This window comes from Loktanella sp. Alg231-35, assembly GCF_900143545.1.
Taxonomy (GTDB): Bacteria; Pseudomonadota; Alphaproteobacteria; order Rhodobacterales; family Rhodobacteraceae; genus Yoonia.
Genome location: NZ_FREV01000002.1, coordinates 588,915 through 615,083 on the forward strand (window position 1 = coordinate 588,915; position 26,169 = coordinate 615,083).

The 26,169-nt window shown below is 57.6% G+C and carries 25 protein-coding genes; 13 read left to right on the forward strand and 12 right to left on the reverse strand.

The window, feature by feature from the left end; all coding sequences use genetic code 11:
- The first annotated feature begins 17 nt into the window (after positions 1 to 17).
- The 3 genes from DHN10_RS06475 to DHN10_RS06485 all read left to right on the forward strand — a co-directional run bounded on the left by DHN10_RS06475 (position 18) and on the right by DHN10_RS06485 (position 2,512).
- Complete coding sequence (locus DHN10_RS06475; RefSeq protein WP_108814393.1) at positions 18 to 650, forward strand: ribonuclease HII; 633 nt, start codon at positions 18 to 20, stop codon at positions 648 to 650.
- Positions 651 to 740: 90 nt separating this feature from the next.
- Entirely contained in the window at positions 741 to 1,850 is a 1,110-nt protein-coding gene (locus tag DHN10_RS06480; RefSeq protein ID WP_108814394.1) for a site-specific DNA-methyltransferase, read from the forward strand.
- A gap of 287 nt (positions 1,851 to 2,137) precedes the next feature.
- Complete coding sequence (locus tag DHN10_RS06485; protein ID WP_108814395.1) at positions 2,138 to 2,512, forward strand: VOC family protein; 375 nt, start codon at positions 2,138 to 2,140, stop codon at positions 2,510 to 2,512.
- A gap of 68 nt (positions 2,513 to 2,580) precedes the next feature.
- On the opposite strand, the gene DHN10_RS06490 is transcribed toward DHN10_RS06485, so the two are convergent.
- Together DHN10_RS06490 and DHN10_RS06495 are read right to left on the reverse strand one after the other, a co-directional pair.
- Positions 2,581 to 3,723 (reverse strand): alkane 1-monooxygenase, encoded by a 1,143-nt coding sequence (locus DHN10_RS06490; protein ID WP_108814396.1) that lies wholly within the window; start codon positions 3,721 to 3,723, stop codon positions 2,581 to 2,583.
- Positions 3,724 to 3,774: 51 nt separating this feature from the next.
- Positions 3,775 to 4,773, reverse strand: coding sequence for an A/G-specific adenine glycosylase (locus tag DHN10_RS06495; RefSeq protein WP_108814549.1), 999 nt, complete (start codon positions 4,771 to 4,773; stop codon positions 3,775 to 3,777).
- A 122-nt stretch (positions 4,774 to 4,895) separates the two neighbouring features.
- On the opposite strand from DHN10_RS06495, the gene DHN10_RS06500 reads away from it, so the two are divergent.
- The 3 genes from DHN10_RS06500 to DHN10_RS06510 are packed head-to-tail and all read left to right on the forward strand — an operon-like array spanning position 4,896 to position 7,236.
- Positions 4,896 to 5,405: a DUF721 domain-containing protein gene (locus DHN10_RS06500; protein ID WP_108814397.1), complete on the forward strand. Its 510-nt coding sequence runs from the start codon at positions 4,896 to 4,898 to the stop codon at positions 5,403 to 5,405.
- Positions 5,406 to 5,417: 12 nt separating this feature from the next.
- Complete coding sequence (locus DHN10_RS06505) at positions 5,418 to 6,083, forward strand: DsbA family protein (RefSeq protein WP_108814398.1); 666 nt, start codon at positions 5,418 to 5,420, stop codon at positions 6,081 to 6,083.
- Positions 6,084 to 6,114: 31 nt separating this feature from the next.
- Positions 6,115 to 7,236 (forward strand): CaiB/BaiF CoA transferase family protein, encoded by a 1,122-nt coding sequence (locus DHN10_RS06510; protein WP_108814399.1) that lies wholly within the window; start codon positions 6,115 to 6,117, stop codon positions 7,234 to 7,236.
- On the opposite strand, the gene lpxK is transcribed toward DHN10_RS06510, so the two are convergent.
- From lpxK to DHN10_RS06540, 6 genes are all read right to left on the reverse strand, one after another.
- Positions 7,233 to 8,219 (reverse strand): tetraacyldisaccharide 4'-kinase, encoded by a 987-nt coding sequence (gene lpxK / locus DHN10_RS06515; RefSeq protein WP_108814400.1) that lies wholly within the window; start codon positions 8,217 to 8,219, stop codon positions 7,233 to 7,235. The two genes, DHN10_RS06510 and lpxK, sit on opposite strands and share 4 nt — an antisense overlap.
- Positions 8,220 to 9,416, reverse strand: a complete 1,197-nt coding sequence (locus DHN10_RS06520) for a 3-deoxy-D-manno-octulosonic acid transferase (protein WP_108814401.1) — start codon at positions 9,414 to 9,416, stop codon at positions 8,220 to 8,222.
- Between the two features lie 23 nt (positions 9,417 to 9,439).
- Positions 9,440 to 9,685: a DUF4170 domain-containing protein gene (locus DHN10_RS06525; protein ID WP_108814402.1), complete on the reverse strand. Its 246-nt coding sequence runs from the start codon at positions 9,683 to 9,685 to the stop codon at positions 9,440 to 9,442.
- A gap of 51 nt (positions 9,686 to 9,736) precedes the next feature.
- On the reverse strand, positions 9,737 to 10,513 hold the full coding sequence (locus DHN10_RS06530) for a 3'(2'),5'-bisphosphate nucleotidase CysQ (protein ID WP_108814403.1): 777 nt from the start codon (positions 10,511 to 10,513) through the stop codon (positions 9,737 to 9,739).
- Positions 10,500 to 11,846, reverse strand: coding sequence for a TldD/PmbA family protein (locus tag DHN10_RS06535; protein WP_108814550.1), 1,347 nt, complete (start codon positions 11,844 to 11,846; stop codon positions 10,500 to 10,502). The genes DHN10_RS06530 and DHN10_RS06535 overlap by 14 nt, the downstream gene beginning before the upstream one ends.
- A 127-nt stretch (positions 11,847 to 11,973) precedes the next feature.
- Positions 11,974 to 13,476, reverse strand: a complete 1,503-nt coding sequence (locus tag DHN10_RS06540; RefSeq protein WP_234417055.1) for a DUF2125 domain-containing protein — start codon at positions 13,474 to 13,476, stop codon at positions 11,974 to 11,976.
- Between the two features lie 127 nt (positions 13,477 to 13,603).
- Between DHN10_RS06540 and DHN10_RS06545 the strand changes: the two genes are divergently transcribed.
- The 7 genes from DHN10_RS06545 to DHN10_RS06575 all read left to right on the forward strand — a co-directional run bounded on the left by DHN10_RS06545 (position 13,604) and on the right by DHN10_RS06575 (position 20,634).
- Positions 13,604 to 14,353: an SDR family oxidoreductase gene (locus DHN10_RS06545; protein WP_108814404.1), complete on the forward strand. Its 750-nt coding sequence runs from the start codon at positions 13,604 to 13,606 to the stop codon at positions 14,351 to 14,353.
- Positions 14,350 to 14,958, forward strand: a complete 609-nt coding sequence (locus DHN10_RS06550) for an enoyl-CoA hydratase/isomerase family protein (RefSeq protein WP_108814405.1) — start codon at positions 14,350 to 14,352, stop codon at positions 14,956 to 14,958. The genes DHN10_RS06545 and DHN10_RS06550 overlap by 4 nt, the downstream gene beginning before the upstream one ends.
- 59 nt (positions 14,959 to 15,017) lie before the next feature.
- Positions 15,018 to 16,325 (forward strand): mechanosensitive ion channel family protein, encoded by a 1,308-nt coding sequence (locus DHN10_RS06555; RefSeq protein WP_108814406.1) that lies wholly within the window; start codon positions 15,018 to 15,020, stop codon positions 16,323 to 16,325.
- Positions 16,322 to 17,509: a TIGR03862 family flavoprotein gene (locus DHN10_RS06560; RefSeq protein ID WP_108814407.1), complete on the forward strand. Its 1,188-nt coding sequence runs from the start codon at positions 16,322 to 16,324 to the stop codon at positions 17,507 to 17,509. Before DHN10_RS06555 ends, DHN10_RS06560 begins: the two co-directional genes overlap by 4 nt.
- 30 nt (positions 17,510 to 17,539) lie before the next feature.
- Complete coding sequence (locus DHN10_RS06565; RefSeq protein WP_108814408.1) at positions 17,540 to 19,663, forward strand: YjbH domain-containing protein; 2,124 nt, start codon at positions 17,540 to 17,542, stop codon at positions 19,661 to 19,663.
- Positions 19,664 to 19,668: 5 nt separating this feature from the next.
- Positions 19,669 to 20,310, forward strand: a complete 642-nt coding sequence (locus tag DHN10_RS06570; protein ID WP_159086941.1) for a YjbF family lipoprotein — start codon at positions 19,669 to 19,671, stop codon at positions 20,308 to 20,310.
- Positions 20,311 to 20,415: 105 nt separating this feature from the next.
- Complete coding sequence (locus tag DHN10_RS06575) at positions 20,416 to 20,634, forward strand: hypothetical protein (RefSeq protein ID WP_108814410.1); 219 nt, start codon at positions 20,416 to 20,418, stop codon at positions 20,632 to 20,634.
- A gap of 54 nt (positions 20,635 to 20,688) precedes the next feature.
- Here DHN10_RS06575 and holA read toward each other — a convergent pair whose 3' ends face one another.
- From holA to DHN10_RS06595, 4 genes are all read right to left on the reverse strand, one after another.
- The gene (gene holA / locus DHN10_RS06580; protein ID WP_108814411.1) at positions 20,689 to 21,711 is read right to left on the reverse strand and encodes a DNA polymerase III subunit delta; all 1,023 of its coding nucleotides are present in this window, start codon (positions 21,709 to 21,711) and stop codon (positions 20,689 to 20,691) included.
- Positions 21,708 to 22,193 carry an LPS assembly lipoprotein LptE gene (gene lptE, locus DHN10_RS06585; RefSeq protein WP_234417056.1) on the reverse strand — a complete coding sequence of 162 codons (486 nt, stop codon included), beginning with the start codon at positions 22,191 to 22,193 and terminating at the stop codon, positions 21,708 to 21,710. Before lptE ends, holA begins: the two co-directional genes overlap by 4 nt.
- Entirely contained in the window at positions 22,183 to 24,726 is a 2,544-nt protein-coding gene (gene leuS, locus DHN10_RS06590) for a leucine--tRNA ligase (RefSeq protein ID WP_108814413.1), read from the reverse strand. Before leuS ends, lptE begins: the two co-directional genes overlap by 11 nt.
- Before the next feature lie 166 nt (positions 24,727 to 24,892).
- Positions 24,893 to 26,011 carry a porin gene (locus DHN10_RS06595; protein ID WP_108814414.1) on the reverse strand — a complete coding sequence of 373 codons (1,119 nt, stop codon included), beginning with the start codon at positions 26,009 to 26,011 and terminating at the stop codon, positions 24,893 to 24,895.
- Positions 26,012 to 26,169: the final 158 nt, after the last annotated feature.

The window sequence follows — 26,169 nt, forward strand, 5'->3', positions numbered from 1 at the left end:
ATCTGGTGACTGACCGCATGACAAAACCTGACTTTAGTTTCGAAGAGGCAGCGCAACAGCGTGGCTTTGCCCTTGTCGCAGGCGTGGATGAGGTTGGGCGCGGCCCCTTGGCCGGGCCAGTTGTTGCTGCCGCGGTGATCCTTGACCCTGACCAAATCCCCGATGGTTTGAACGACAGTAAGAAACTGACGGCAAAGCGGCGTGACGCGCTTTATAATACATTGCTGCAAGTGGCCGATGTGTCCATCGCCGAGGCGACGGTTGCCGAGATTGATACCCACAACATCCTGCGCGCCTCGCATATTGCGATGGTGCGCGCTGTGTCTGGTCTGTCACAGCAGGCCGACTATGCCCTCATCGATGGCAACATGGTGCCCCGTGATTTGGCGCTGTCCAGCGAGACGATCATCAAGGGCGATGCGCGCAGTTTGAGCATCGCTGCGGCCTCTATCGTGGCCAAGGTGTGGCGCGACCGCCACATGGTGACATTGGCGCAACAGCACCCCCACTATGGCTGGGAAAAGAACGCCGGATACCCGACGGCCCAGCATAAATTGGGGCTAGAGCAGTTTGGCGTGACTCCGCACCATAGGCGCTCGTTCAAACCGATACACAACATCTTGTATCAAGCTGAAAACCTAAGTGATTGAATTAATAATGCTTTTGACATGGATTCGCGACTGAATCACATTGGGCTCAACCAAAGAGCGGGACCACCCGCCGGGGCTATGAGGCAAGTGATGACGACGAAGACCAAAGCAAAAGGGGCTGCAAAGCTCCCTCTTAATACGATTGTCGATGGCGATTGCATCGATGTGATGAACAGCCTGCCTGCGGGCTCTGTTGACCTGATCTTTGCTGATCCCCCGTATAACCTGCAATTGAAGGGTGATCTGCATCGTCCAGACAATTCCAAGGTTGATGCCGTGGATGACGCATGGGACCAGTTCGATAGCTTTAAGGTCTATGACAAGTTCACGAAAGAATGGCTTGCCGCGGCCCGTCGTCTGCTGAAACCAAACGGCGCGATCTGGGTCATTGGCAGCTACCACAACGTATTCCGCATGGGCGCTGAGCTGCAGAATCAAGGGTTCTGGATTCTTAACGATGTGGTCTGGCGCAAATCCAACCCGATGCCAAACTTTCGGGGCAAACGCCTGACCAACGCCCACGAAACACTCATTTGGGCTTCAAAAGAAGAAGCCAGCAAGTACACCTTCAATTACGAAGCTCTCAAAGCCCTCAACGAGGGCGTGCAGATGCGGTCGGACTGGGTTCTTCCCATCTGCACCGGTCACGAGCGGCTGAAGAATGACGAAGGCGAAAAGGCGCATCCCACGCAAAAACCGCAGTCCCTCTTGCACCGCGTCCTGGTTGCCACCACTAACCCCGGCGATGTGGTCCTTGACCCCTTCTTCGGGACTGGCACCACGGGCGCGGTTGCAAAAATGCTGGGCCGCGATTTCATCGGGATCGAACGCGAAGAGGCCTACCGCAAGGTTGCCGAGAAGCGCATCAAGAACACCCGCAAGTTCGACAACGAAGCCTTGCAGGTGTCCACCTCCAAACGCGCCGAACCCCGTGTGGCGTTTGGTGTACTGGTCGAGCGCGGCATGCTGCGCCCCGGTGAAGAACTGTGGAGCATGAACGGCCGTCACAAAGCAAAGGTCCGTGCCGATGGCACGTTGATCGGTGACGACATCAAAGGATCAATCCACCAGGTCGGGGCCCACCTTGAAGGTGCGCCAAGCTGTAACGGCTGGACCTATTGGCAGTTTAAACGCGACGGGCAAAAGGTGCCCATTGATCTGCTACGCCAGCAGATCCGCTCAGAGATGGCGAAGCATTAACGTCATTTGATCTTTCAGGAATAGAACCTGCACAGGGTTTCGCGTTCACAGACGGGCAACGCCCGGCAAAAGGCAGCGAAACACGGTTCCATTCAAGATCAAGTGACGGCTTCACCAAAGTTGATACCGCCGGTGCCTGCGGCAAGCCTCTCCAATGGTGGAAGGTCCGCGAGCACTAACTTTATCCCCGCCATCCCATGTGATGGCGGGGTTTTTTGTTGGGTTTCTGGGTTGAGCCCGACTTGCGTGATGCTGCGTGCTGAATGAATGTCTGCTAAGTTGAGGATATGGAAAATTCTCGACAACCTGTTTCATTCATCGCAACCGACAAACCAGAGGCTGCGAAAAACTTTTACTCTGATGTTATCGGTCTTGAACTGAGAGAAGCCACGCCGTTTGCGCTTGTATTTTGCGATAGGTCTCATGTGCTTCGTGTACAGATCGTTTCAGAACTTGAACCTGCCAGCTACACGGTTCACGGATGGCAAGTCACAAACATCGCTGTTGAAATTAGTGTGTTGGCCTCCGAAGGAGTACAATTTCAGCGCTTCGGCCAACTTGACCAAGATGCGCTTGGTGTCTGGACAACACCAGATGGCAACAAAATTGCATGGTTCAAAGACCCGAGCGGCAATATCCTGTCGCTGACTGAATATGTATAAAGTTGGGGTCTCTGCTTGGAGCGGACGCTGTGCAATCACCTTCCAACGTCCGCATAGCGGCCTGTAACCTACCGCGGCATAGGATTGCTCGCCGTTTTATACGGCTCCCAATCCTCGATCTCTGGGTAGTACCGCGCGCGCCAGTCCTTCACCCTTGGGTTCATCATCTTCCGCCATGCCGTTGGCACCAGCGCCGTCATTGTCATCAGCGGATAGCCATATGGCAGCTGCGGCGCCTCGTCCTCGTCATAGGTCTGCAACAATGGGAAACGTCGGTTGGGTTTATAGTGGTGGTCCGAATGCCGCTGCAAATTGATCAGCAGCCAGTTTGATGCCTGCTGCGTTGCATTCCACGAATGGCGTGGCAGCACATGTTCGTATTTACCATCGCCTAGGTGCTTACGCGTCAGCCCGTAGTGTTCGACATAGTCCACCAGCTCCAACTGGAACACCGCCCAGAACGCCTGAACGGTGAACAGGAACACACCCCAGCCGCCTCCGATCAGCCATGCCAGCAGGACGAACCCTGCTTGCAATCCGAGATAGAGCCAAAAGGGGTTCGAGAGATGCATCCACGGCAGTTTCTTGCGTGCCAACATGCCTTTCTCGGCTTTGAACGATGACACGAGTGATTGGTAAAGCACCCGCGGAAAGAAGCGGTAAAAGCTCTCTCCATAGCGTGCGGTCACCGGATCACGCGGTGTCCCAATGTAGCGATGATGCACCAAGAGGTGCTCTGACCGGAAATGTGAATAGAGCACCGAGGCGAGCAAGATGTCAGCCATCCAGCGTTCCGACTTGGGCTTTTGGTGCATCAACTCATGCGCGTAGACGATCCCAACCGTACCCGACAAAACGCCAAGGGCTGCAAACAGAGCCCATTCCTCGAACCAATGCAGATGGTCGGTGCGCACCACATAGACCATGATCCCAAAGATCGTGATCAGTTGCACAGGTGTCCAAAGCAAGGTGTTCAACCGATACCATTGCAGTTTTTCTTCGGGTGTATCCAGATCGGGATTTTCGGTGTTCTTGCCCACGACGTAGTCCAGCCCAGTGAACAGATACCATGTCGATAGAGGCAAAAGAGCAATCGCCCAGCCCCCTTGCACCGCCGCGAAAATCGCCAAAGGCACCAATGCCAGCGACAGCCAGAACGGCAAGGCCGTGGTCAGCTGGGCGATCTTTGGGGTGGCGGGTATGGTGGTCATTGCAGTATTTCCTCACAGTTAGGCGGAGTCTATGAAATGCCGCCCTGCATCTCAAACGTCGCGTAACGTCACATGGGATAAATCAAAGACCTTGCGCATGGCCGTGGGCAAGGCGGTAGGGCTGAAAGCGCTGGGCGGCAGGAACTGGCCCCGCGCCGGCGCGGCACGCATATCAACCCGCGCGATCATGATTTTCAAGCGCAAATGGAAATGGGTGAAGGTGTGGCGGGCTTCTTCGTCCAGCGCTTTCCAATCGGCATTGAGTGGCGGATTGGGCGTTGGATCATCACCCCAGTCTGAGCCGGGCCACCCAAGCATACCGCCCAGCAACCCGCTTTCTGGACGAGTCTCCAACAACCATGCCCCGTCCTCGCGCAGGGCGACATAGGCGATGCCAAATCGTGTTGGTGTTTTCTTCTTGGGTGTTTTCTTGGGCAGTTCAGCAGCCGTGCCTGCCTGCCGTGCCGCACAGGGATCACGCCAAGGGCAGATGCCGCAGGCCGGGTTGCGCGGTGTGCAGATCGTGGCACCAAGATCCATTACGGCTTGTGCATAGTCGCCGGGCCGTTTTGGCGGGGTTAACGCTTGCGCATGCTGTGTCAGCTTTCCCTTTGATCCCGGCAAGGGATCGTGAATGTCGTGCAGCCGTGCCATGACACGTTCGACATTGCCATCCACCACGGTTTCGGCCCGGTCAAAAGCAATCGCGGCAACCGCAGCGGCGGTATAGGGGCCAATGCCGGGCAGCTTGAGAAGCGCGTCGTAAGTATCAGGAAAAACCCCACCATGGTCGCCGACAATGACGCGGGCACATTTTAACAGGTTGCGCGCGCGGGCGTAGTACCCAAGCCCGGCCCAAGCGGCCATGACATCGGCATCCTCTGCTGCGGCCAGATCACCAACCGAGGGCCAGAGTAACAGAAACTTGCGATGATAATCGCGCACCGCCGCAACTGTGGTCTGCTGCAACATGATCTCGGACATCCAGACGGCATAAGGATCGGGTTGCCTACCTGCCATGCGGTCCGCCGGACCAACGCGCCACGGCATCTCGCGTGCATGCACGTCGTACCACGCCAAAAGCACTGATGAGAGGTCACGCAATGTTTATCCCTTGTATCAACTGGTCGCACAGACTTGGCCGCGCCCCTGCACTAGGATAGGGCTTAGATATGAAAGCGCCACGTCACACCAGCACCACGCGCGGATTTTCCCGCGCAGCGAGCCTGATGCAAACCCGGATTCGCAAAGCCAGCGAACAGCGGGGCTTTGCGGTGACCCGGCTGTTGACCCATTGGACAGAGGTGGTGGGCGAAGCAATTGCCCAAACCGCAACACCCGTGAACGTCAGCTATGGCAAGGGTGGGATGGGTGCGACGCTGACTTTGCTGACCACCGGGGCGCAGGCTCCGATGTTGGAAATGCAAAAGGAACAAATTCGCGAGAAGGTGAATGCCTGCTATGGCTACAGCGCCATATCGCGCGTGCGGATCACGCAAACCGCACCTACGGGATTCGCAGAGGGGCGCGTTGCCTTTGCACCTGCGCCCAAGTCGGCGAAAAAGCCCGACCCGGCCGTGCAATTGGCGGCAGAGACCCTATCTTCGAATGTAGAAAACGATGACCTGCGCGCAGCACTTGCCGCGTTGGGTGCAAACGTCCTGACAAAACAGAAATCCTGATCAGAGGTAGACATGAAACGCAGAACTCTTTTGGCCGCAGGTGGCGGCGCTCTTGTGGCCCTTGGTGCCGGTTGGACCCTGACGCGGCCTGACCCAGAAACAGGCCTGCTGCCCGGCGCGGCCCATGCGCAAAGTGCCGACGGTGCCTTGCCCGAAGTCATCGAGATGATGGAGGGCAGCCCAGATGCCCCGGTTGAGGTGATTGAATACGCCTCGTTTACCTGCCCGCATTGTGCGTCCTTCCATGCCAATCAGTATAAGGCGTTGAAAGAAAACTATATCGACACTGGCCGTATCCGTTTTGTCTATCGTGAGGTCTATTTTGACCGGCCCGGCCTTTGGGCCTCGATGATTGCGCGCTGCAGCGACAACAAAGACTTCTTCTTTGCCTTCTCCAATCTGCTTTATGAGGAGCAGCGCAACTGGCTGGCCTCGGGCGATCCGGGTACGATTGTCGAAGAATTGCGCCGCTTGGCCAAGACCGCAGGTCTTGATGATGCGACCCTTGACGCCTGTCTCAGCGATGGTCCAAAAGCCGAGGCACTGTTCACTTGGTATCAGGACAACGCAGAGCGTGATGGCATCCAGTCAACACCTAGCTTTCTTATCGATGGGCAGAACTATTCAAACATGGCCTATGATGAATTTGCGGCTATTCTGGACGAGAAACTGGGCTGATCCGGCCGAGGCGTAATCTGAAAGACACCGCATGCAGCCTCTTGCAGGCCTGAAAGTGATTGAACTGGCGCGGGTCCTTGCGGGCCCGCTTGCTGGTCAGACATTGGCCGATCTTGGTGCCGAGGTCATCAAGGTCGAAAGCCCACAGGGCGATGACACCCGGCAATGGGGCCCGCCCTTTATCAGCCATGATGGCGAGGACACCGCCGCCTATTTCCATAGCTGCAATCGCGGCAAGAAATCCGTTGTCATCGACTTCCGCACGCCCGAAGGGCAGGCGCAGGTGCGTGAGCTGGTCGCTGATGCTGATATCCTGATCGAGAATTTCAAAGTGGGTGGGTTGGTCAAATACGGGTTGGACTATGCCAGCCTTGCAGACCTCAACCCGCGTTTGATCTATTGTTCAATCACTGGCTTTGGCCAGACCGGCCCCTATGCCAAACGCGCGGGCTATGACTATATTATCCAAGGTATGTCCGGGTTGATGTCTGTGACCGGTGATCCAGACGGCCAACCGCAAAAGGTGGGCGTTGCGGTCACCGACATTTTTACCGGCATTTACGCGTGCACAGGTATTTTGGCCGCCGTGCATCAGCGCCAGACCACCGGAAACGGCCAGCATATCGATATGGCCCTGATGGATGTCGCAACGGCGGTCATGACCAATCAGGCGATGAACTATCTAGCCACAGGCAACGCGCCGCAGCGGCTGGGCAATGCGCACCCGAATATCGTGCCTTATCAGGTGTTCGATTGCGCCGATGGGCACATCATCGTGGCAAGCGGGAATGACGGGCAGTTCCGGCAGTTTTGTGCGCTGTTGGGTGAGCCGGAACTTAGCAGCCATCCTGACTATGTCACCAATGCGCAGCGCTTGACCAACCGGCGCGCCTTGGACGATTTGCTAACCGTGCGGACAGTGACATGGGTCAAGGCCGATCTGCTTGCGGCTTGCGAAGCGCAGGGCGTGCCCGCCGGGCCGATCAATGACTTGGCAGAAACCTTTGCCGACCCGCAGGTCGTCCATCGGGGCATGCAGGTTGATCTGGATGGGGTACCAACGGTTCGCCTACCGATCAGTTTCTCAGACGCGGATGTCAGCCCGAAAGAGCCATCGCCACGATTGGGCAAGGATCAGGATTTGTTGCGCTAAAGTCCAAGACGGTCAAACGCATCGTCAATCGGCCCCCAATCAACCAGTTGCAATCGTACCGGCAATGTCAGCACCTTGGCGCGAAAGCTGTCGGGCAGGCGCACGGCGTCTTTTTCGGTTGTCACCAGTTGCGCCTTACTCGCCAGAGCCTCGATCTCAAGCCGTTTCATCAGGGCGTCAGTCAGCGGTTGATGATCGCCCAGCGCTTCGGCGCGGACCAATCTCGCGCCCATGTCGCGTAGGGTGGTAAAGAACTTCTCTGGGTGCCCGATCCCCGCGAAGGCAAGCAGGTTCAGATCACGCCAAGGCATGCCTGTCGGCAGCGGCGCCAGATGCCCCTGCAAGTGCGGTGTGTCAAAGCGCCAATTCGCTAAAAACCGATCCTGCATGGTAGGTGGGCCAATCGACAGCAGCAGATCGGCGCGCTTAAGGCCAACATCGACCCTTTCGCGCAACGGTCCTGCCGGGATCACCCGCCCATTGCCGAATCCACGGGTGGCATCAACCACCACTATAGAAAGATCTTTTGCCACGTCAGGGTTCTGGAACCCATCGTCGAGCAAGATAACATCAGCCCCTGCCTTTTGTGCGGCCTGCACGCCTGCGGCGCGGTCCTTGGCCACCCAAGTGGGCGCAAAGGCCGCAAGCAGCAGCGGTTCATCGCCCGTTTGGTCGGCTTTGTGGGTCCGTTCATCCACCTGCAGCGGTCCTTCAACACTGCCACCGTACCCGCGCGAAACCACATGAGGTATGCGCCCGCGTTCCTTCAGTCGCTCAATCAGCGCAATCGTCGTGGGTGTCTTGCCGGTACCGCCGGCGTTGATGTTGCCGATGCAGATGACGGGCACATCAGCGGTGATCTTTGGGGGTTTTCGCAAACGTTGGGCTGTTCCGGCGGCATAAAGCGCGGCCAAAGGGGCAAGCAGCCGTGCGATCAGGGCCGGTTTGTCTGACGGTGTGAACCAAAAAAGCGGGGCGCGCATCTAGACCACCAATTCTTCCAACCGCAGTTGGATAAATGCGGCGATCCGGTTGGTGACGTTGGCCCCGCGCGATGTGACATCCCAGGCCGCATGGGCCAATGCGGCGGCTTTGTCAGGGGCCAGCAGGCTTTCTACGGCCGGACCAAGGTCGTTTGACGTGCGCAGTAGAACAGAGGCTCCGGCTGCGTTCAGGCGTGCAGCGCGTTGTTGATACTGCGCAATCTTAGATCCGTAGATCACGGCAGAGCCAAGCGCCGTTGCCTCAAACGGGTCACGGCATTTGCCGCCCTTCAGGCTGCCACCCATATAGGTGATAGGCGCGATCCGATACCACATGCCAAGTTCATCCCTTGTGTCGATCACATAGACTTGTGTGACCTCGTTTGGCTGGGGTTCCTGGGATTTCCGAGCCACCTGCAAGCCCAATTGACGAATATCTTCAGCAAAGGTGTAGCCGATCACCGGATTCTGCGGCACCACGACCAGCAAAAGCCGATGGGTCCGGCGGCTGGCCTCAAGATGGGCCTGACAAAGCTCTGAGGTTTCATCAAGATTGGCCGAAGCGGCCAGCCAGACGGGGCGCGTGCCAATCGCCTCGGCGGTTTGCTGTCGGTCGTCTTCGTCGCAAGGCAGGGCAGGGCCGCAGTCTTCCATGGCACCCGTTATCAGAACCTTGTCATTTGGGGTGCCCGCGCGCACCAGTTCTTCTGCGGATTGGCGATCAAGAGCCAGCACCGCCTCAAACTGGGACAGCATGGACCGCATCGAACCGGGGACCCAAGTGCCAGCCACATGGTCGAGCCCTTCACTTGTTGCATCCACAAGGATCATGCTGATCCGCGCGCCTCGCATCTCGGCCAAGAGGATCGGGTCAAGCTCTCCGCGCACCCAGATACCCATGGCGGGCTGCCAATGGGCAATAAACGCGCGGATGGCGTCCTTGCCCTGCGGTTCGGGCAAGGCGCGTTTTGCAAATTCCGGGCGCCAGTTGCGCAGCGTCGAGATGATATGAACCGGGTCACCATCTTCGGCCAGTTTACGGTCGAGCGTTTCGATTGCAGTCAGCTGAGCTGGGTTGCTGCAACGCGCCCAGATGATCGTACCGGGCGGACGCGGGGGTTGTTCAGCAAGTTTGGCAGAGCGATCCGATGCGCCCAGATTGGCCATATAGGCCGCGATCAGCAGGGATCTTGCCATGCGATTATCCCCTGGACGCGGTCCTAGTTGTCCAGTTCTTCGGTGGGTGAGGCTTCGGTTTCTTCGTCCCGCAGCCGATGGATATGCGCAATAAAGTAACGCATATGGGCGTTGTCGACGGTGCGCTGCGCTGCCGATTTCCACGCATTGTAGGCGGCTTCGTAGTTAGGGAACATCCCGACGATGTCGATGTCTTCAACATCCTTGAAAGCATTGGTGCTGGGGTTGATGAGTTCACCACCAAAAACAAGGTGCAGGCGCTGTGTCATGGGAAAACCTTCGTAAATGCGTATCTTGCCCGCACTCTAGGCCTTTGGCTGCTATGTCTCAAGGCGGGTGATCAGCGCACGATGCAATTGCCTACCCGCTGCAAGAACGCCGGGTACTTGCGGATGGGCGTTGTTGAACTGCAAGGCCTCGTCATGCTGATCGGTGATCTGCGCGCCCGCTTCGGCTGCGATAATCGCCCCGGCCGCGATATCCCATTCCCAGCTTGGGCGCAGTGTGATCATGCCGTCAAACCGCCCTTGGGCCACAAGGCACATGCGATAGGCCAATGAGGATCGAAAGACCCGCTCGACAGGTGGTAAGGTGCCGTCTTTCCAGAATGCTGGCGCAAAGTTGGCCTTGCTTCCCAACAGGGTTGCCCCATCTTCGGTTTTCGCGCTTGCGGCGATTGGCGCACCGTTGAGAGTTGCCCCGCCACCCTTGGCCGCGGCGAACATCATGTCGCGCATCGGCAGGTAAACAGCGCCCGCCACGGCCTGCCCATTTTCAACAATGGCTAGCGAATGCGCCCAGTCCTTGCTGTGATTGATAAAGGCGCGTGTGCCGTCGATCGGATCAATCACAAACTGGCGCTGCGTATGCAGACGCATGGGGCCGTCTTCGGTTTCTTCAGACAGCCAGCCATAGTCAGGCCGCGCGCTTTGCAGATTGCTTTCCAGCATGGCGTTGACCGCCAGATCGGCCTCTGTGACCGGGCCTGCGCCATCCGGTTTGTCGGTGACTTCTGGATCTTGCTGAAAGTAGCGCTTTGCGATGTCGCCCGCCGCGCGGGCGGCCTCTATCAGAAGTGCAAGGTCATTCTCCGGCAAGGGTTAGCCCTTCAACCAGTAACGACGGCACCACCCGCGACAGATGCATGCGTCCGTCATTTGCCGGGATGATCGTCTTGAGCATATCAAGCAGATTGCCCGCAACTGTGCATTCGTTCACTGGATAGGTGATCTCTCCGTTCTCGACCCAGAACCCCGACGCCCCGCGCGAATAATCGCCCGTGTTGGGGTTGATGGTAGAGCCGATCATCGAAGTGATCAGCAGGCCCGTGCCCATTTGCTTGATCAGATCATCGCGGCTTTGGTCGCCTTGGGTCAGTGCAATGTTAGTCACGCTGGGGGATGGCGGGGCGCCAGTGCCCCGCGCCGCATTTGCGGTGCTTTGCATGTCCAGTTTGCGTGCGGCCGCAAGGTCCAGCGTCCAACCTGTCAGAACACCCTGATCCACGATTGCACGACGCTGCGTGCCCAGCCCTTCGGCATCAAAGAGCCGTGAGCCTGCAACGCGCTTGCGGTGCGGATCTTCGATCACCGACAGGTGGCTTGGCAAGATCTGCTCACCAATGGCGTCACGCAGCCAACTGGATCCGCGCGCAATCATCGACCCGTTTGCAGCCTGCAAAAGGCTGCCAATCAGCGAACTTGCGATCCGTTCATCAAACAGAACCGGGAACGCCCCCGTCTTGGGCTTCTTTGCGCCCGCCCGTTCAACGGCACGTTCTGCCGCAATTCGGCCGATATCCTCGGCGTCGCGCAGATCGGCCTGAAAGACACGGCTGTCATAGTCGTAGTCCCGTTCCATCCCCGCGCCAGTGCCGCTGATCGCCACACAAGACAGGCCACGGTCGCTGCGGGTGTAGCCCGCAGAAAAGCCGTTGGATGCTGCAAGATGGATGCGTCGGCGGCCATAGCCGGCTGACGCCGATTGCACCTGACTGATACCTGCATTGCGCAACGCCGCGGCCTCGGCGCGGGTGGCATCATCCTGCAAAACGGCCGGATCAGGTTCATCGGTGGGGTCGTAAAGCTCTAACTCTTCCGTGGCGGTGTGTGTGGTCAGCTGAGCAGGATCAGCAAGCCCGGCGTGCGGATCTTCTGGTGCCTCCTTGGCCATCGCAACGGCGCGTTCGGCCATTTGGGAGAGTGTTTCTGGCTTGGTGTCTGAGGCTGAGACACAGGCCTGTCGGTGCCCCACAAGGACACGCAAGCCGATATCAACCCCTTCGGACCGTTCTGCCTGTTCCAGCGCCCCTTCGCGCACGGTGATTGAGACAGATGTGCCATCCACCGCGACAGCATCAGCCGCATCTGCGCCTGCTTTCTTTGCGGCATCCAAGATGTGTTGCGAAAGGTTGGAAAGAGATTGGGTCATGCAGCATCCTTTGGTTGCCAATGAAGTAATGCGCGGCGACGCCTGCCGCAAGTCTGGTGGTCCGTGCAAATGAAATGGGCGCGACTGATATTCAGTCGCGCCCATGCCAATGTGTTTCGCGTTGGGGTTAACGGACGCGGTTGCCGTTTACCTTTACTTCGCCATTGCCTGTGATCTCGACGGTTGTTTCCATCTGATCGTCACCAGTGTTCTGCATGAACATGCCCATCATCATGCGCGGACCCATGACCTGATCGGCAGGCACCAGGCCAGCAGAGACAAGGTTATCAAGCAGCGCATTCAGGCCGGTGATTTCAATCGTGGCCTCACCTTCTGGTGCAGGCATTGGGGCGAATGTCTGCATATCGGAGTTATCGAAGGTGAAGTCACCATCACCTGTCACTTTCGTGCCAACAGCATCAATGTTGAGCGTCTCAAGTGTGAGCGATTCCAGCTCATACGGCATTTCGACGCTGTCCATCTGGGCGGCTTGCTCTGGGTCGAACAAATCAAACAGGGCTTTTGCCTTGCCAGCCAGACCGATCTGCAGCGTTGCAGGGTCGCGCGGCAGGACATTGCCCGGATCAAAAAGATCCCAAAGACCGTCACTGATAGCCAGTTCAACCAGATCGAAGTTGATGCCAAAATCAGCGGATTCACCTGTCACACCTGTGGGCATTGCAAAGCCAAGGCCATACTCGGCCATGCTGATCTCTATCGGCAGCGGGAATTCGGAGGTTTGCGCATTTACCGCAAGATCAGTGACGCTCGCATCATAGGCGAGGGTGTTGTTGTTCATCTCGCCGGTGAATGTTGTCAGACCGGTGCTGCCAGATGCTGCAAACTGATCACCCTCTGCATTGATATCGACCACAAAGTCAGCACTTTGCACAACATAGCCGCCAGCGACGGCAAACCCGTCCATGATCAGGCTGTCAGGGTTTTCGAAATCCGCGTCAAGCGGGACAGTCATGTCGCCTGCCATGGTCATACCGTTGTACTTGGCCGCTGCGGTCACGTAGTCCCCGGCCCCACCGGGGATCTGGAAATCAACCAGCAAGTCCAGCAAGGCAATGCTGCCTTCATAGGATGTCTCGCGCATGTCGCCGACAGTTGTGACATAGGAAGCTTGCACATCATTGGCCGCCAATTCCACATCGCCGGTAAAGGTCACGTCAGCATCAACAACATCGACAAGCGCGATTTTGTACTGATCCGCCGTAAGCGCATAGTTCATCGCATCGGGATCACCGCTCGCGATCATCTCAAGATTGCTTTGCGTGACCATAACATTGATCACAACGCCATCTTCGCCAGTGATCGTGATGGGATAGCTTTCGTCCATCGTGATCCGCACGGTGCCGTCAGATTGTTCGTTAAAGTTGATGTCTCCAAGGGCGGTCTCAACCGTGACTTCGGGATCGGAGAAGCTCATGGTCACGTCACGCACTGTGACAGTGCCGCTTGATGTTTCCTCGGCCCCGATGCTGACGCTGTCTTCGCCATAAAGCGACATCTGGGATTTCCAGTCGGCCCAAACTTGTTCTGCGGTCACGTCTGCATGTGCAGCCCCGCCAGCCATCAGTGCAGCTACACAAACCGCGCCACACATTCCAATCTTATAGGTCATAAAAATTCCTTTCATTCGGCTTTGTTGAGATCGCACCAAGGGTTTTACCATCTGCCACAAGGTGGATACTATCGCGGATATACGTAGACACCCCAAGCGGGCTTCGGAAGGGATATCAGTGAAAAATATGCAAATGGACGGAAAAACAGTGCTGATCACCGGGGCGAGCAGGGGCATTGGGGCCGCCGCCGCCCGTGCGTTTGCCAACGCGGGCGCAAATGTCGCCCTGTTGGCGCGTAGCACCGATGAGATTGCCCAAATTGCCGGTGATATCGGCGAAAAGGCTATTGCGATTCCCTGTGATGTGTCCCGCTATGCAGAAGTGGCCGGTGCCGTGGCTGCCACGGCCAAGGCCTTTGGAGGGTTGGATGTGCTGATCAATAACGCAGGCGCTGTCGATCCCATTGGTCATTTGCAGGACACCGATCCCGAGGCGTGGTCGCGTACTATCGATATCAACGTCAAAGGCGTGATGCACGGGTTGCACGCCGTGATGCCCGGCATGATTGCGCAAGGGCATGGCACGATCATCAATATCTCATCAGGAGCGGCCCATGGCCCCGTAGAGGGGTGGAGTGCCTATTGCAGCTCTAAGGCCGCGGTCTACATGCTGACCCGCGCCGCCGACAAAGAGGCCCGCGACAAGGGCCTGCGCATTCTGGGCCTGTCCCCAGGCACCGTCGCCACCCAAATGCAACGCGAGATCAAAGCATCGGGCATCAACCCCGTTAGCCAGCTAGATTGGTCGGTCCATATCCCGCCCGAGTGGCCCGCGCAGGCGTTGTTGTGGATGTGTACGGCGGCGGCAGACCCCTATCTGGGCGATGACGTGAGCTTGCGCGAGGATGACATTCGCAAGGCGGTTGGTCTGATATGATCCGTTGCACGCAGGATGGGGACACCTGGACGGTGACCATCGACAGACCTGATAAGGCCGGTGCACTGACACAGGATATGCTGACCCAATTGGCCCGGTGCGCCGAAGATGCCCGATCTGCAAAGCTGTTTATCCTCACCGGCACGGGCAAGGTGTTCAGCGCGGGCGCTGATCTGGATGCAGCACGGGCGGGCCTCGCCACTGACCCGGTCTGGGAACGACTGTCAGCGGCGATTGCTGCGTTGTCCGGGCTAAGCATTGCGGCGTTGAATGGCACCGTGGCGGGCGGCGCATTTGGCATGATCCTTGCCTGTGATCTGCGGATTGCGGTGCCAAGTACCAAATTCTTCTATCCTGTGATGAAACTGGGTTTCCTGCCCCAACCTTCGGATCCGCCAAGGCTCAGCGCCTTGATCGGGCCTGCACGGGCCAAGATGATCCTGATGGCAGGTCAGAAGGTCACCGCAGACGAGGCGCAGTCCTGGGGGCTGGTTGACCGCATTGTAGCGCCGGATGCGCTGTTAGAAACAGCCCACGCCCTTGGTCAAGATACGCTGGCGGCGGACGCAACCCATGTTTCAGGTATCAAACGGATGACAGGCTAGGCTTGTGCCCGGTGCTGTCGCACGGCAGAAGGGCTAAGGAATTTACGAAAGAGGGCGGCATGGACCCCGAAACACTGATGGCACAGGGCCAAGAGGCCTTTGATCAGGCACTGACCATCGCGCAGGAATGGCTGTTGTCACCCGCTGCATGGTCGCAATTCGGCCTGTTGATCGGGGCCTATTTGCTGGCCCGGCTGGTCAATCGCATTGCTGCACCACGCCTGATACAGCTACTGACCCCAGCTGCGGACAATATGTCCATCCTCGCCAATTCGCGCCGATTTGTGCTGATCTTCTTGCCGTTGCTGCTGCCACTGCTGGCCTATGGGTTCACGGCCATCGGTGAAGTGGTCACCCGCTCGCTCTTTGGGTCTGGCGCTGTCATTGCCTTTGGCAAACGCGTTTTCCTGTTCCTTGCTGCCCGCGCGCTGGCAAAACACATCGTCACCGACCCCTATCTGCGGACCTTGGCCAAATACGTGCTGGTGCCTGTTGCCGCACTTTATGCTGTGGGCCTGCTGGATCAGGTGATCGCCGCACTTGATGGGGCGCAGGCCAATCTGGGCAACATTAGCTTTTCTGCCCTCGCTGTGGTGCGGGGGCTGATCGCGGGTAGTTTCCTGTTCTGGCTTGGGCAATGGTCCAATTCGCAATCCTCGGCCTATATCGAACAGCAGCCTATGCGCCCGGCGATCCGGCAATTGGCCATCAAGACCACAGAGATCGCCATTTTCGGCATCGCCTTCCTTGTCTTGATGAACATCATGGGGATCAGCCTCAGCTCACTCGCCATTATCGGTGGTGCGGTGGGTGTTGGCCTTGGTTTTGGCCTGCAAAAAATCGCGTCGAACTTCATCTCGGGCGTCATCCTGATGATCGAAGGGCAGGCGACCGTTGGCGACTATGTCGAACTGGACGGTGGCGAGGCAGGCAAAATCATCAAGATGATGGCGCGTGCTACGATACTGGAAACGTACGACGGGCGTTGGATCGTGGTACCCAACGAGGATTTCATCACAACGCGGGTGGTGAATTATTCTGACTCTGGTTCTGCTAACCGTCTCGAAGTGCCGTTTTCCGTCAGCTACGACACTGATATCAACAAAATCCCGGCCATCATCGAAGCGGCGGTGTCCACCCATCCCGGTGTTCTGCAAAACCCCGAGCCGCCAGATTGCGAGTTGCGTGGGTTTGGCGACAGCGGCATCGATTTTGGTGTTGAGTTCTGGGTCGAAGGCATTGACGACGGCCAGAACAAATACGCCTCTGACGTGCTGTTCATCATTTGGAACGCACTGAAGGACAACGGCATTGAAATCCCATATCCGCACCGCGTGATCGAAGTGAAAGGGTCGCTGCCCACGTGAGCACCGCGCTTGTCATTGGTGCAGGCCCTGCGGGTCTGATGGCCGCAGAGGTGATGGCAGAGGGCGGGCTGTCCGTGACCGTGGCCGATGCTATGCCATCCGTTGGGCGCAAGTTCCTGATGGCTGGGAAATCCGGGCTGAACCTGACCAAGGACGAAGACGCAGGCGCGTTCATGGCGGCCTTTGGCCCTGATCTGGACCCGACATTGGATGCCGCCCTTTCTGCCTTTGGTCCACAGAACGTGATGGAATGGGCAAACGGGCTGGGCCAGTCGCTGTTTACCGGATCAACGGGCCGGGTGTTTCCCAAAGCGATGAAGGCCTCGCCCTTGCTGCGCGCCTGGCTTGGGCGTTTGGGCGGCTATGGCGTGACTATGCACACCCGGTGGCGTTGGGACGGTTGGCGCGATGACGCATGTGTGTTCCGCACGCCTGATGGGGAAACCTCGATCAAAGCAGATGTGACAGTCTTGGCCTTGGGCGGGGCAAGCTGGGCGCGATTGGGCTCTGACGGGCATTGGGCAGATTTCATGCCAGATGCTGTCACACCATTTGCACCTGCCAATATAGGCTTTGGTGTGGATTGGTCCGCGCATATGGACCGGCACATGGGATCACCGCTGAAATCGGTGGCATTGCACGCCGGCGGGCAGGTTTCGCGCGGTGAGGTTGTGATTTCCGAACGCGGCATCGAGGGCGGCGGTATCTACACCCTGTCACGCGTGATGCGTGAAGGTGCGCCGTTGCACATCGATCTGTTGCCTGACTGGCCCGAAGAAAAGTTGCGCAAGGCTTTGGAAAAGCCACGCGGCAAGGCAAGCCTGACCAACCATCTGCGCAAGGTCCTTCGGCTTGATCCGCTGCGGCTGGCGCTTCTGTCAGAGTTTGGCCGCCCGTTCCCCGATGACCTTGCCCCGCTGATCAAGGCCTTGCCGATCCGGCATCAGGGGCCGCGCCCGATGGACGAGGCGATCTCGACCGCTGGCGGTGTCCGCTTTGATGCGCTGACCGATACGTTGATGTTGCGTGAAAGGCCCGGCGTCTACTGCGTGGGTGAAATGCTCGATTGGGAGGCGCCGACCGGCGGCTACTTGATCAGCGGATGTCTGGCGACTGGGCGCTGGGCCGGGCAAGCCGCCGTGCGCCAACAATTGAGCGTTTCCAACACCGCCACATCCCGATAGCTTGGCGATAAGACAGGCAGGAGAGTGTGTATGAAAAGAGCGGTTTTCTTGGCGTCATCGGCCATGACGCTAGTGCTTGGCACAGGCGGTTTCGCCCAGGATGTGCCGCCGACCTATTCGCTTTACGGCACACCCGGCCTGCTTGAGATGCCAGTTGCAACAACCGCCGAAGAAGGCACGTTGGCAGGCACGCTATCTTACCGCGATGGATTGTTTCAGACCGTCCTGAACTACCAACTGACGGACCGTTTGTCGGGCACAATGCGGTATAGCATCGTTGATCTTTACAATGACCTAGAAACTAGCGTGATCGAAAACGAGTTGGAGCGCGGTTTTGACCTCAAATACCAGCTGGTTGAGGAAGGCACCTATGCGCCCGCGATTGCTGTGGGCTTGCGTGATTTCCTGACACCCGGCCGATTTCAATCCGAATACATCGTCGCCACAAAGTCGTTTGGTGACAGTCTGACAGTGACCGGCGGTATCGGCTGGGGCGAGATGGGCACCGAAGGCGGGTTTGACAACCCGATTTCAAGCCGCGCGGACAGACCCGTTTTTGATGAAGCGGATCCGGACGGGCAGCTGGGAAGCGATTACTGGTTTACCGGAGATGCAGCGTTCTTTGGCGGTCTGGAGTATCAAATCAATGATCGCTGGGGTGTGCTGGCCGAGTATTCTTCAATCGCTTATGACCCCGCGCCAAATGCACCTGCTGTTTCTGCTGACAGCCCATATAGTTTCGGCGTTACCTACCGGCCGCGTGATGCTGTGCAACTATCGTTTGCCGCACTCAACGGGCAGGAATTGGCGATCTCTGGCAGCTTCTTTTTGAACGCCAACAACCGACCATCACTCAGCGGGTTCGAGGCGGCGCCCGTACCGATCAACGCCCGCAGTGCCAGCGCCCGGCAGGCCACAACATGGGATCGCAATGCGACGCCAGAGGCTGCCCTTCGTTCAGCACTGACCGCTACCTTGGCGATTGAGGGGCTGACCCTGACGGGCATGGAAATGACAGATCGCACCGCGCGGGTGCGGTTTATCAATACGCGCTATCGCTCCAATGCGCAGGCCATGGGCCGTGCTGCAAGGATGATGACGCAGGTGATGCCCGGCGCGATAGAGGTGTTTGTTCTGGAGGCCGAAGCGCAAGGGATTGGACTGTCTGCTGTGACGGTCAACCGCAGTGATCTGGAGGCGCTGGAAAATCGTCCCAGCGCAACGGCGACCCTGTTTGCCAATACCGCTTTTGCAGCGGCTGGCGATGATGTGGGGCTGACCTCGGCTCGGGATGCTGACGCTGCATTATTCTTATGGGGTGTTTCACCCTACCTTACCTTTGATCCTTCTGGCGGTGATGGAGACCTATCGGTGGACGCTGGGCTGCGTCTGGATGCGTCCTATCAGTTTTCGCCTCAACTCATCCTGTCGGGCGCTGTTCTTCAAAGTGCGCTGCGCTTTAATGCCGAAGACCCTGATCCAGACAGTACGCCCGACTTGCAAAATGTGCGGTCTGACCGCGGGTTCTATGGCGATGACGGGGTGCCCGTGCTGGAGTCGCTGGCGCTCGCGCATTTCGGGCGCCCAGGCGGCGACATCTATAGCCGGGTTAGTGTCGGGTATCTGGAGCGGATGTTTGGCGGCATCTCGACGGAACTGTTGTGGAAACCGGTTGATAGCCGCTTTGGGTTGGGGGCAGAGATGAACTATGTGGCCCAACGTGACAGCGACATGGGCTTTGGCTTTGATGAATACGAGTATGAAACCGCAACGGGTCATTTGTCGGCCTATTATGATTTCGGGAACGGGTATCACACACAGGTTGATCTGGGCCGTTACCTTGCGGGTGACTGGGGTGCGACACTGCGGTTTGACCGTGAATACGACAATGGCGTGCGGGTCGGTGCCTATGTAAGCCAGACCGACACAGCCCATGAGGATTTCGGCGATGGATCCTACAACAAGGGCATCGTGATCGCGATCCCGCAGGATTTCCTGACTGGGCAACCGAACCGGGATACATACGGTACAACCTTGCGGACACGCACCGGCGATGGTGGTGCCCGGTTGAATGTGGATGGGCGACTTTATGGCGTTGTGCGTGATGCGCATCAGGCTGACCTGTCAGACACATGGGGGCGGTTTTGGAGATGATAAGCATGACGCGACTGGGACTTGTAGTGGCGGCATGGGCGCTGATGTCTTGCGGTGATGCACGCAATGACGGGATTGGCGGACAAGTGACCGGATTGCTGCTGGGTAGTGACGCCGAGGCGCCCGCGCGGCAATCGCTGAACGTCACCGAGGAGGACCTGTTGGGCAACCCCGGCACCTACATGCGGGTCAATATTCGTGACCGCAATCGGTGGGAAACGATGGTCAGAGCGGGGTCCAACGGCGCACGCACGACTTGGATAGATGGCGAAAATATCACCGTGACCGAAGAAAACGGCATTGTAGTCGCTACCCGCGGATTGCCGCGTGATATGATGGGCGCAGAGGCCACAGGCACTTGGAATGCCATCCGCGCAGGGGGCGGAACGGTGCAAAGACAGGTGGATTTCCTCGATGATCAGGACCAGATTTTGGCCAGAGTGTTGCAGTGCCGCATCGTTTCTGAGGGTTCAGACCCTGTTACACGGCTTCAAAGAACCTATCCTGCGTCAAGATTCAAAGAGGAATGCAGCGGCGAAGGCCTCTCATTGTCCAATATTTACTGGCTAAATCCGTCCGGGCGCATGATCCGGAGCCTTCAGGCAGTCTCACCTGATGCAGGATATCTTCAGATTGATGTTTTCTGAATTCCTAACAAACCTCTAGGAATTGGCCCAAAGGGCTGATTCAATAGAGTTATGTGGACGGGTCACGCTTTGGCCTGCCCGCCCAGTGCATGAATGGAGTATGATATGCGCCTTACAACTACACTTGCCGTGGCAGCTGCACTTGCAGTGTCCGGCGTTGCCGCCAACGCAGGTGGTAATAATGACGCGATGATGGAAGCACCTGTTGTGATGGTCGAACCAGCACCAGCACCTGCTCCCACATCTTCAATCAGCCCAACATTTGTTGTGGTTGGTGTTCTTGCAGCACTCTTGATCGCAGCAGCGGTCAATGAAGCTGACTAAGACATAGGTCTTTGATCTGACGTGAAAGGCAGGCCTTGGCCTGCCTTTTTTCGTCTACCGCCGTGCCATCATTGCCAGACGGATCAACGTGCGCTCCATCAGTGCATCAGGCGGTGCGGTATTGGCAGACCGCAATTGCAGATCCACATCTGTTAGCGCAGTCAGGGCGCGTTCCAACCGGTCACGGCCCCAGCCGCCCGCTTGCCGCACGATCTTGTCCCGCCGTGGCCCAAAGACAGGGGGGCGGAGCCGGCCTGCCCCTGCTGCTGGCCCACCGGGATCGGACGCAACCACATGCAAACGACGGAAATGGCGCATCGCTCCAATGCACAGCGTCACCGGCGCAACCCCTTGTGCCGACAGATTGCGCAGAAGTGGTCCCAGTTTGTCGGCCTGCCCGGTTGTCACCACGTCCAGAACCTCATCCACGTCAACCTCGGCAGACTGTGGGGCGTTGATCATCACATCCTCGATAGAAATCGGCGCGGGATCATCCAGTTTGTAAAGGCTGACCTTCTCAAGCGTTTGGCGAAAATCGCCCGGTTCCAGTGAATTTGCCAGTGCCATCAGCGCATCCATCACGTCACGTTCCGGTTCCTGCAGGCCCGCCTGTACCAGCGCCTGTTCGATATCTGCAATGGTAGGGGGATCATCATAAAGGCCAATCGCTACGGCATTCCCATGCCCTTCAACTGCTTTGCGCAGCGCTGATTTGGCCGTCAACTGACCGGCGGTGATGATAATCTGTGCGTCACCAGCCTGCCAATCGGCGAGGGCCGCCGTGACCACCTTGGCAAGACCATCAGTGGCGTCCTCAACAAACGCGACCCGATGGCCGGGAAAGAACCCCTGCGCCTTGATCGCATCGTTGAGCAGGGCAGGATCCTTGCGCAGATCGGCGGCGTTAATGCGCGTCAGGCGCATCTCTTCCTCGCCCTGGGGTCCGACAAGTGTTTCGATCACATGCTGGCGCTTGTCAGCCACACGCATCGGATCTGCACCAAAGATCAATAGGGCCGTATGCGCAGGATCAGGCTTGCGCAGATAGGTCAACGCGCCCGCGCCCGCCATCTTCATGCCGGAGAGGCCAGATCAACAACCAACAAGCGGCTGACGATGCGGTCGGCCAGTAGAATGGCGAGCCGCCCCAACGCATCATCGCGGGTTGATTGCGTGGCGATGGTAGAGCCGATCGCGGAATAGCTGGTGAAGCCCTCGACCGTTCCCGTCTCGACCTGTGCCCCGTTGGACAGGTCTGTCAGAACCCAATCGGCAGAGCCGATGATGTTCAACCGTGCGGTGTCGCCTTCAGAGGTGATCGCCGCTGCGCGCTCTTGATAGTTGATGGTTGTCCTCAGCACATATTGTGGCGTGGCGCTGAAGCCCATCCGTTCTTCGAGCCGTTCGTTCAACTGAAACCCAGCAACAGAGGCATCACTTTCAAAAGTGACCTGTTCCCGCATCCCATTTCCCGCGCCATAGATTGGCGCAAAGCCGCAGCCAGAGAGGGCCAAAATGCCCAACATTAGTGTGCGGCGTGGGAATGGGTCAGATGACAATGTTCACAATCCTGCCTGGCACAACGATCAGTTTTCTGGGAGCTGCCCCATCAAGCGCATTCTGGACGACATCCAGTGCAAGCGCCAGTTCTTCGACCGCCTGCTTGCTGGCATCCGCCGCGACATTGATCTCGGCCCGGCGTTTGCCGTTGATCTGGATGGGCATCGTGACGGTATCTTCAACCAGCATTGCCTCATCGGCCAACGGCCAAGGCGCGTTAGCGATCAGGCCGTCGCCGCCCAGCATTGACCAGATTTCTTCGGACAAATGCGGGGTCATGGGGGACATCAGTTGGGCCAAGACCTTGGCCGCTTGACGCTTTACCGCACCGCCCGCTTTGGATTTCGCCAACACGTTTGTAAAGGCGTAAAGCTTTGCAATTGCTGCATTAAATCCGAATGTTTCAACCCCCATGGTGACGTCATGGATGGCCTTGTGCATGGCGCGCAGCAGATTGCCGTCGCCCGCTGCAACGCCTTCGTCCATCGCCGCGATATCGGCCGTCAGACGATGCACGCGGTTGAGGTGTTTGTAGGTCGCCTCAGCGCCAGAGGCCGTCCATTCGACATCCCGCTCTGGCGGGCTGTCAGACAGCACAAACCAGCGGGCGGTGTCGGCACCGTATTTGGCTAGGATATCGTCAGGATCGACGACGTTCTTTTTTGATTTGGACATTTTGGCAGAGGGGATGATTTCAACCTCGGTGCCATCGGCCAGTTTCCCGTCGGTCACATCCTCTGGCAAATGATAGACCGGGCGCTTGTTGCGGTTGCGCGTCTGGTAAATCTCATGCGTGACCATGCCTTGGGTAAAGAGAGCGTTAAACGGCTCTGCTGTCCCTTGGGGCAAGTGGCCGGTCATGTTCATCGCACGGGCAAAGAAACGACTGTAGAGCAGGTGCAAAATCGCATGCTCAATCCCGCCGATATACTGATCGACGTTCATCCAATAGGCGGCATCCTCTAAGTTGGTCGGCGTGTCTGCATCGGGGGCGGTGAAGCGTGCGAAATACCATGAGGAATCCACGAAGGTATCCATCGTGTCTGTCTCGCGCTGCGCAGGCTTGCCACAAGACGGGCAGGCACAGTCGCGCCATGTTGGGTGTCGGTCCAACGGGTTGCCCGGCACGTCAAAGCTCACGTCATAGGGCAGTTCAACTGGTAGATTCTCTTTCTTTTCAGGCACCACACCGCAATCATCACAATGTACGACAGGGATCGGGCAACCCCAGTAGCGCTGCCGGGACAAACCCCAGTCGCGCAAACGAAATTTGGTCACGCCTTGACCTATACCATTGGATTCACAGAAAGAAATTGCGGTTGCAATGCCATCGTCGCCGGTCTGCTCAGTCGCGCCGGCGAAGCCGCGGATATAGATCACTGGTTCTGATTTTGGCGGCACATAGGCATTACCGCCATCTTCGGGCAGGATTGTGCCGTCGTCTTTGACAGGCGCATAGGTGCTGATCACCGGCAGGTCATACTTGCGCGCGAAATCAAGGTCACGCTGGTCGTGTGCCGGGCAACCAAAGATCGCGCCAGTGCCGTAGTCCATCAGGATAAAATTGGCGATATAGACGGGCAGGTCGGGCTGGCCCTCAAGCGGATGCTTGACGCGCAGCCCGGTGTCATAACCCAGCTTATCGGCCTTCTCGATCGCCTCGGCGGTCGTGCCACCCTTGCGGCATTCTGCGCAGAAGTCGGCGACCTTGCCGTCGGTCGTTTCCAGCTCTTTCGCCAGCGGGTGATCTGGGGAGATACCCACAAAAGACGCGCCCAGCAGGGTGTCAGGCCGGGTGGTATAAACCTCAATCTCGCCGCCATCGGTGCGTTGGAATGCAAACTGCAACCCGCGCGACTTGCCGATCCAGTTGGCCTGCATCAGCTTTACCTTCGCAGGCCAGTCATCCAGCCCGTCAATCGCGGTCAGCAACTCCTCGGAATAGTCGCTGATCTTAAAGAACCATTGCACCAGTTCGCGGCGTTCCACTTCGGCACCAGAGCGCCAGCCTTTGCCGTCGATCACCTGTTCATTGGCCAGCACGGTCATATCAACCGGGTCCCAGTTCACGACCGCTTTCTTTCGGTAAATCAGTCCCTTAGACAGGAAATCAATGAACAGGGCCTGCTGCTGACCATAGTATTCCGGGTCACAAGTCGCAAACTCACGTGACCAGTCAATCGACAGGCCCAGCGGTTTCATCTGCGCGCGCATGTCGGCGATATTCTGGTAGGTCCAATCCTTGGGGTGACCTCCCGACGCCATCGCGGCATTCTCGGCAGGCATACCAAAGGCGTCCCAGCCCATCGGGTGCAGGATGTTATGCCCGGTGGCTAGCTTATAGCGCGCGATCACGTCACCCATCGTGTAGTTGCGCACGTGGCCCATATGGATGCGGCCCGACGGATAGGGGAACATCTCAAGCACATAGTACTTTGGCTTGTCCTCACGCCGCTCTGCCTTGAACGTCTGGGCCTCGGCCCAAGCGTCCTGCCATTTCGCTTCAAGCGTTGCGGGGGTGTAGGTGGTCATGATCGCGGACTTTCAGAAAAAAGCAAAACACCGGGCTGGTGGCCCGGCGGTATTCATAATGGGGGATGGGTGGGATGGCTATAGGGCGCAGCCAGGAAAGGGCTGCCCCAAAAAGAAAGAGCGGCCCCGAAGGACCGCTCAAACTTAGATGAAGTGCTGGTTTCGCTTAGAATGCGAAGGACAGCTCAACAGTTGTACCCGGCAGGTAGTCGCCGCCGCCGATTTCATCGGTTTGGTCGCCATCGTCATCTTCACCGTAGGATACGAGAAGCTCTGCACCGCCGCCCAGGTCATATGTACCAGCAACGTAGTAGTCAGCGTCATCGCCTTCGTTCTCGTTCTGCATACCAGCGAGAAGTGTTAGGCCGTTACCAACATCGTAAGAGCCGTCCAGGTTCCACTTGTCGGTACCCTGATCGTAATCATAGTCAGCTGTGACTGCGATTGGGCCGTCAGAGTAAGCAACGTTCAGACCGTAGTTGTCTTCATCAGTCGCGTCATCTTCAGACACATAATATACAGTCGCTGTAACCGGACCGAATGGGTATGCGACCTGAATACCAGTGGACGATGTGTCAGCTGTTTCGTTGGAAGCATATGCAACTGTGATGTCTGCGCCACCGAAAGATGCACCAACAGCGATACCGAAGACTTCGGATACGTTGTAATCACCATTCGCAGCGTTTGCTGCAGCGCCGAACACAGCGTCTGCTTCTTCTTGATAAGCAGCTGTCACTGAGAACTGGCCGAGATCAGAAGATGCACCGATCGACAGCTGGTCAGTCTCACCGTCTGCGCCAGCGGTGTCGCTAACAAGAACGCCAGCAGCATCGCTGATTGCGTAAGAAACAGATGCATCTACGCTTCCAACAGTGACGTCACCGCGAAGAACGTTTTCACCGTCTGCTTCGGAGAAGCCGTCGGCTTCCATATCGCCGGCACCGGACCAGCGTGTTTCTGCTGCGAACCCTGTGTCACCGAAGAACAGGCCAGCATTTTCAGACTCTAGTGACAGCACGTAACTATCAGAAACAGTCGCCTGACCATTCGTATCGTCAACAATGTCAAATTCAAACGACGCTGTTGCAGTCAGGCCGTTATCAAGCGTGGCAGACATTGTGACGTCAAGATCGGCGCCCCAGAAGAAGCCGTCTTCGCCAAATGTGGAGTCATCGTTGTAGCCAAGTGATGCGTCGCCGCCGAAGCTTACGCCAGCGTGTCCGTCAGCAGCAGCAGCGCCGGCAAATGCGACGATAGCTGTTGTTGTAAGAAGGATGCTTTTCATGGATATTTTCCCTCGTGTTTTGCATTCCCAAGAATGCCAGTTAGCCTAGCATTGCGGACTACCTGCGCCTTACGCTGCGGACACTCAAGTGAATTAGGGCTTAAATGGACCCGTTTGATGGAAATGGTGCATCAATGACACACAAAATTTTCAAACAT

Bases quoted from the DNA above. Each gene is read 5' to 3' on its own strand.
- DHN10_RS06475 (WP_108814393.1), top strand. From the start codon at position 18: ATGACAAAACCTGACTTTAGTTTCGAAGAGGCAGCGCAACAGCGTGGC.
- DHN10_RS06480 (WP_108814394.1), top strand. From the start codon at position 741: ATGACGACGAAGACCAAAGCAAAAGGGGCTGCAAAGCTCCCTCTTAAT.
- DHN10_RS06485 (WP_108814395.1), top strand. From the start codon at position 2,138: ATGGAAAATTCTCGACAACCTGTTTCATTCATCGCAACCGACAAACCA.
- DHN10_RS06490 (WP_108814396.1), bottom strand. From the start codon at position 3,723: ATGACCACCATACCCGCCACCCCAAAGATCGCCCAGCTGACCACGGCC.
- DHN10_RS06495 (WP_108814549.1), bottom strand. From the start codon at position 4,773: ATGCCGTGGCGCGTTGGTCCGGCGGACCGCATGGCAGGTAGGCAACCC.
- DHN10_RS06500 (WP_108814397.1), top strand. From the start codon at position 4,896: ATGAAAGCGCCACGTCACACCAGCACCACGCGCGGATTTTCCCGCGCA.
- DHN10_RS06505 (WP_108814398.1), top strand. From the start codon at position 5,418: ATGAAACGCAGAACTCTTTTGGCCGCAGGTGGCGGCGCTCTTGTGGCC.
- DHN10_RS06510 (WP_108814399.1), top strand. From the start codon at position 6,115: ATGCAGCCTCTTGCAGGCCTGAAAGTGATTGAACTGGCGCGGGTCCTT.
- lpxK (WP_108814400.1), bottom strand. From the start codon at position 8,219: ATGCGCGCCCCGCTTTTTTGGTTCACACCGTCAGACAAACCGGCCCTG.
- DHN10_RS06520 (WP_108814401.1), bottom strand. From the start codon at position 9,416: ATGGCAAGATCCCTGCTGATCGCGGCCTATATGGCCAATCTGGGCGCA.
- DHN10_RS06525 (WP_108814402.1), bottom strand. From the start codon at position 9,685: ATGACACAGCGCCTGCACCTTGTTTTTGGTGGTGAACTCATCAACCCC.
- DHN10_RS06535 (WP_108814550.1), bottom strand. From the start codon at position 11,846: ATGACCCAATCTCTTTCCAACCTTTCGCAACACATCTTGGATGCCGCA.
- DHN10_RS06540 (WP_234417055.1), bottom strand. From the start codon at position 13,476: ATGACCTATAAGATTGGAATGTGTGGCGCGGTTTGTGTAGCTGCACTG.
- DHN10_RS06545 (WP_108814404.1), top strand. From the start codon at position 13,604: ATGCAAATGGACGGAAAAACAGTGCTGATCACCGGGGCGAGCAGGGGC.
- DHN10_RS06550 (WP_108814405.1), top strand. From the start codon at position 14,350: ATGATCCGTTGCACGCAGGATGGGGACACCTGGACGGTGACCATCGAC.
- DHN10_RS06555 (WP_108814406.1), top strand. From the start codon at position 15,018: ATGGACCCCGAAACACTGATGGCACAGGGCCAAGAGGCCTTTGATCAG.
- DHN10_RS06565 (WP_108814408.1), top strand. From the start codon at position 17,540: ATGAAAAGAGCGGTTTTCTTGGCGTCATCGGCCATGACGCTAGTGCTT.
- DHN10_RS06570 (WP_159086941.1), top strand. From the start codon at position 19,669: ATGACGCGACTGGGACTTGTAGTGGCGGCATGGGCGCTGATGTCTTGC.
- DHN10_RS06575 (WP_108814410.1), top strand. From the start codon at position 20,416: ATGCGCCTTACAACTACACTTGCCGTGGCAGCTGCACTTGCAGTGTCC.
- holA (WP_108814411.1), bottom strand. From the start codon at position 21,711: ATGAAGATGGCGGGCGCGGGCGCGTTGACCTATCTGCGCAAGCCTGAT.
- leuS (WP_108814413.1), bottom strand. From the start codon at position 24,726: ATGACCACCTACACCCCCGCAACGCTTGAAGCGAAATGGCAGGACGCT.
- DHN10_RS06595 (WP_108814414.1), bottom strand. From the start codon at position 26,011: ATGAAAAGCATCCTTCTTACAACAACAGCTATCGTCGCATTTGCCGGC.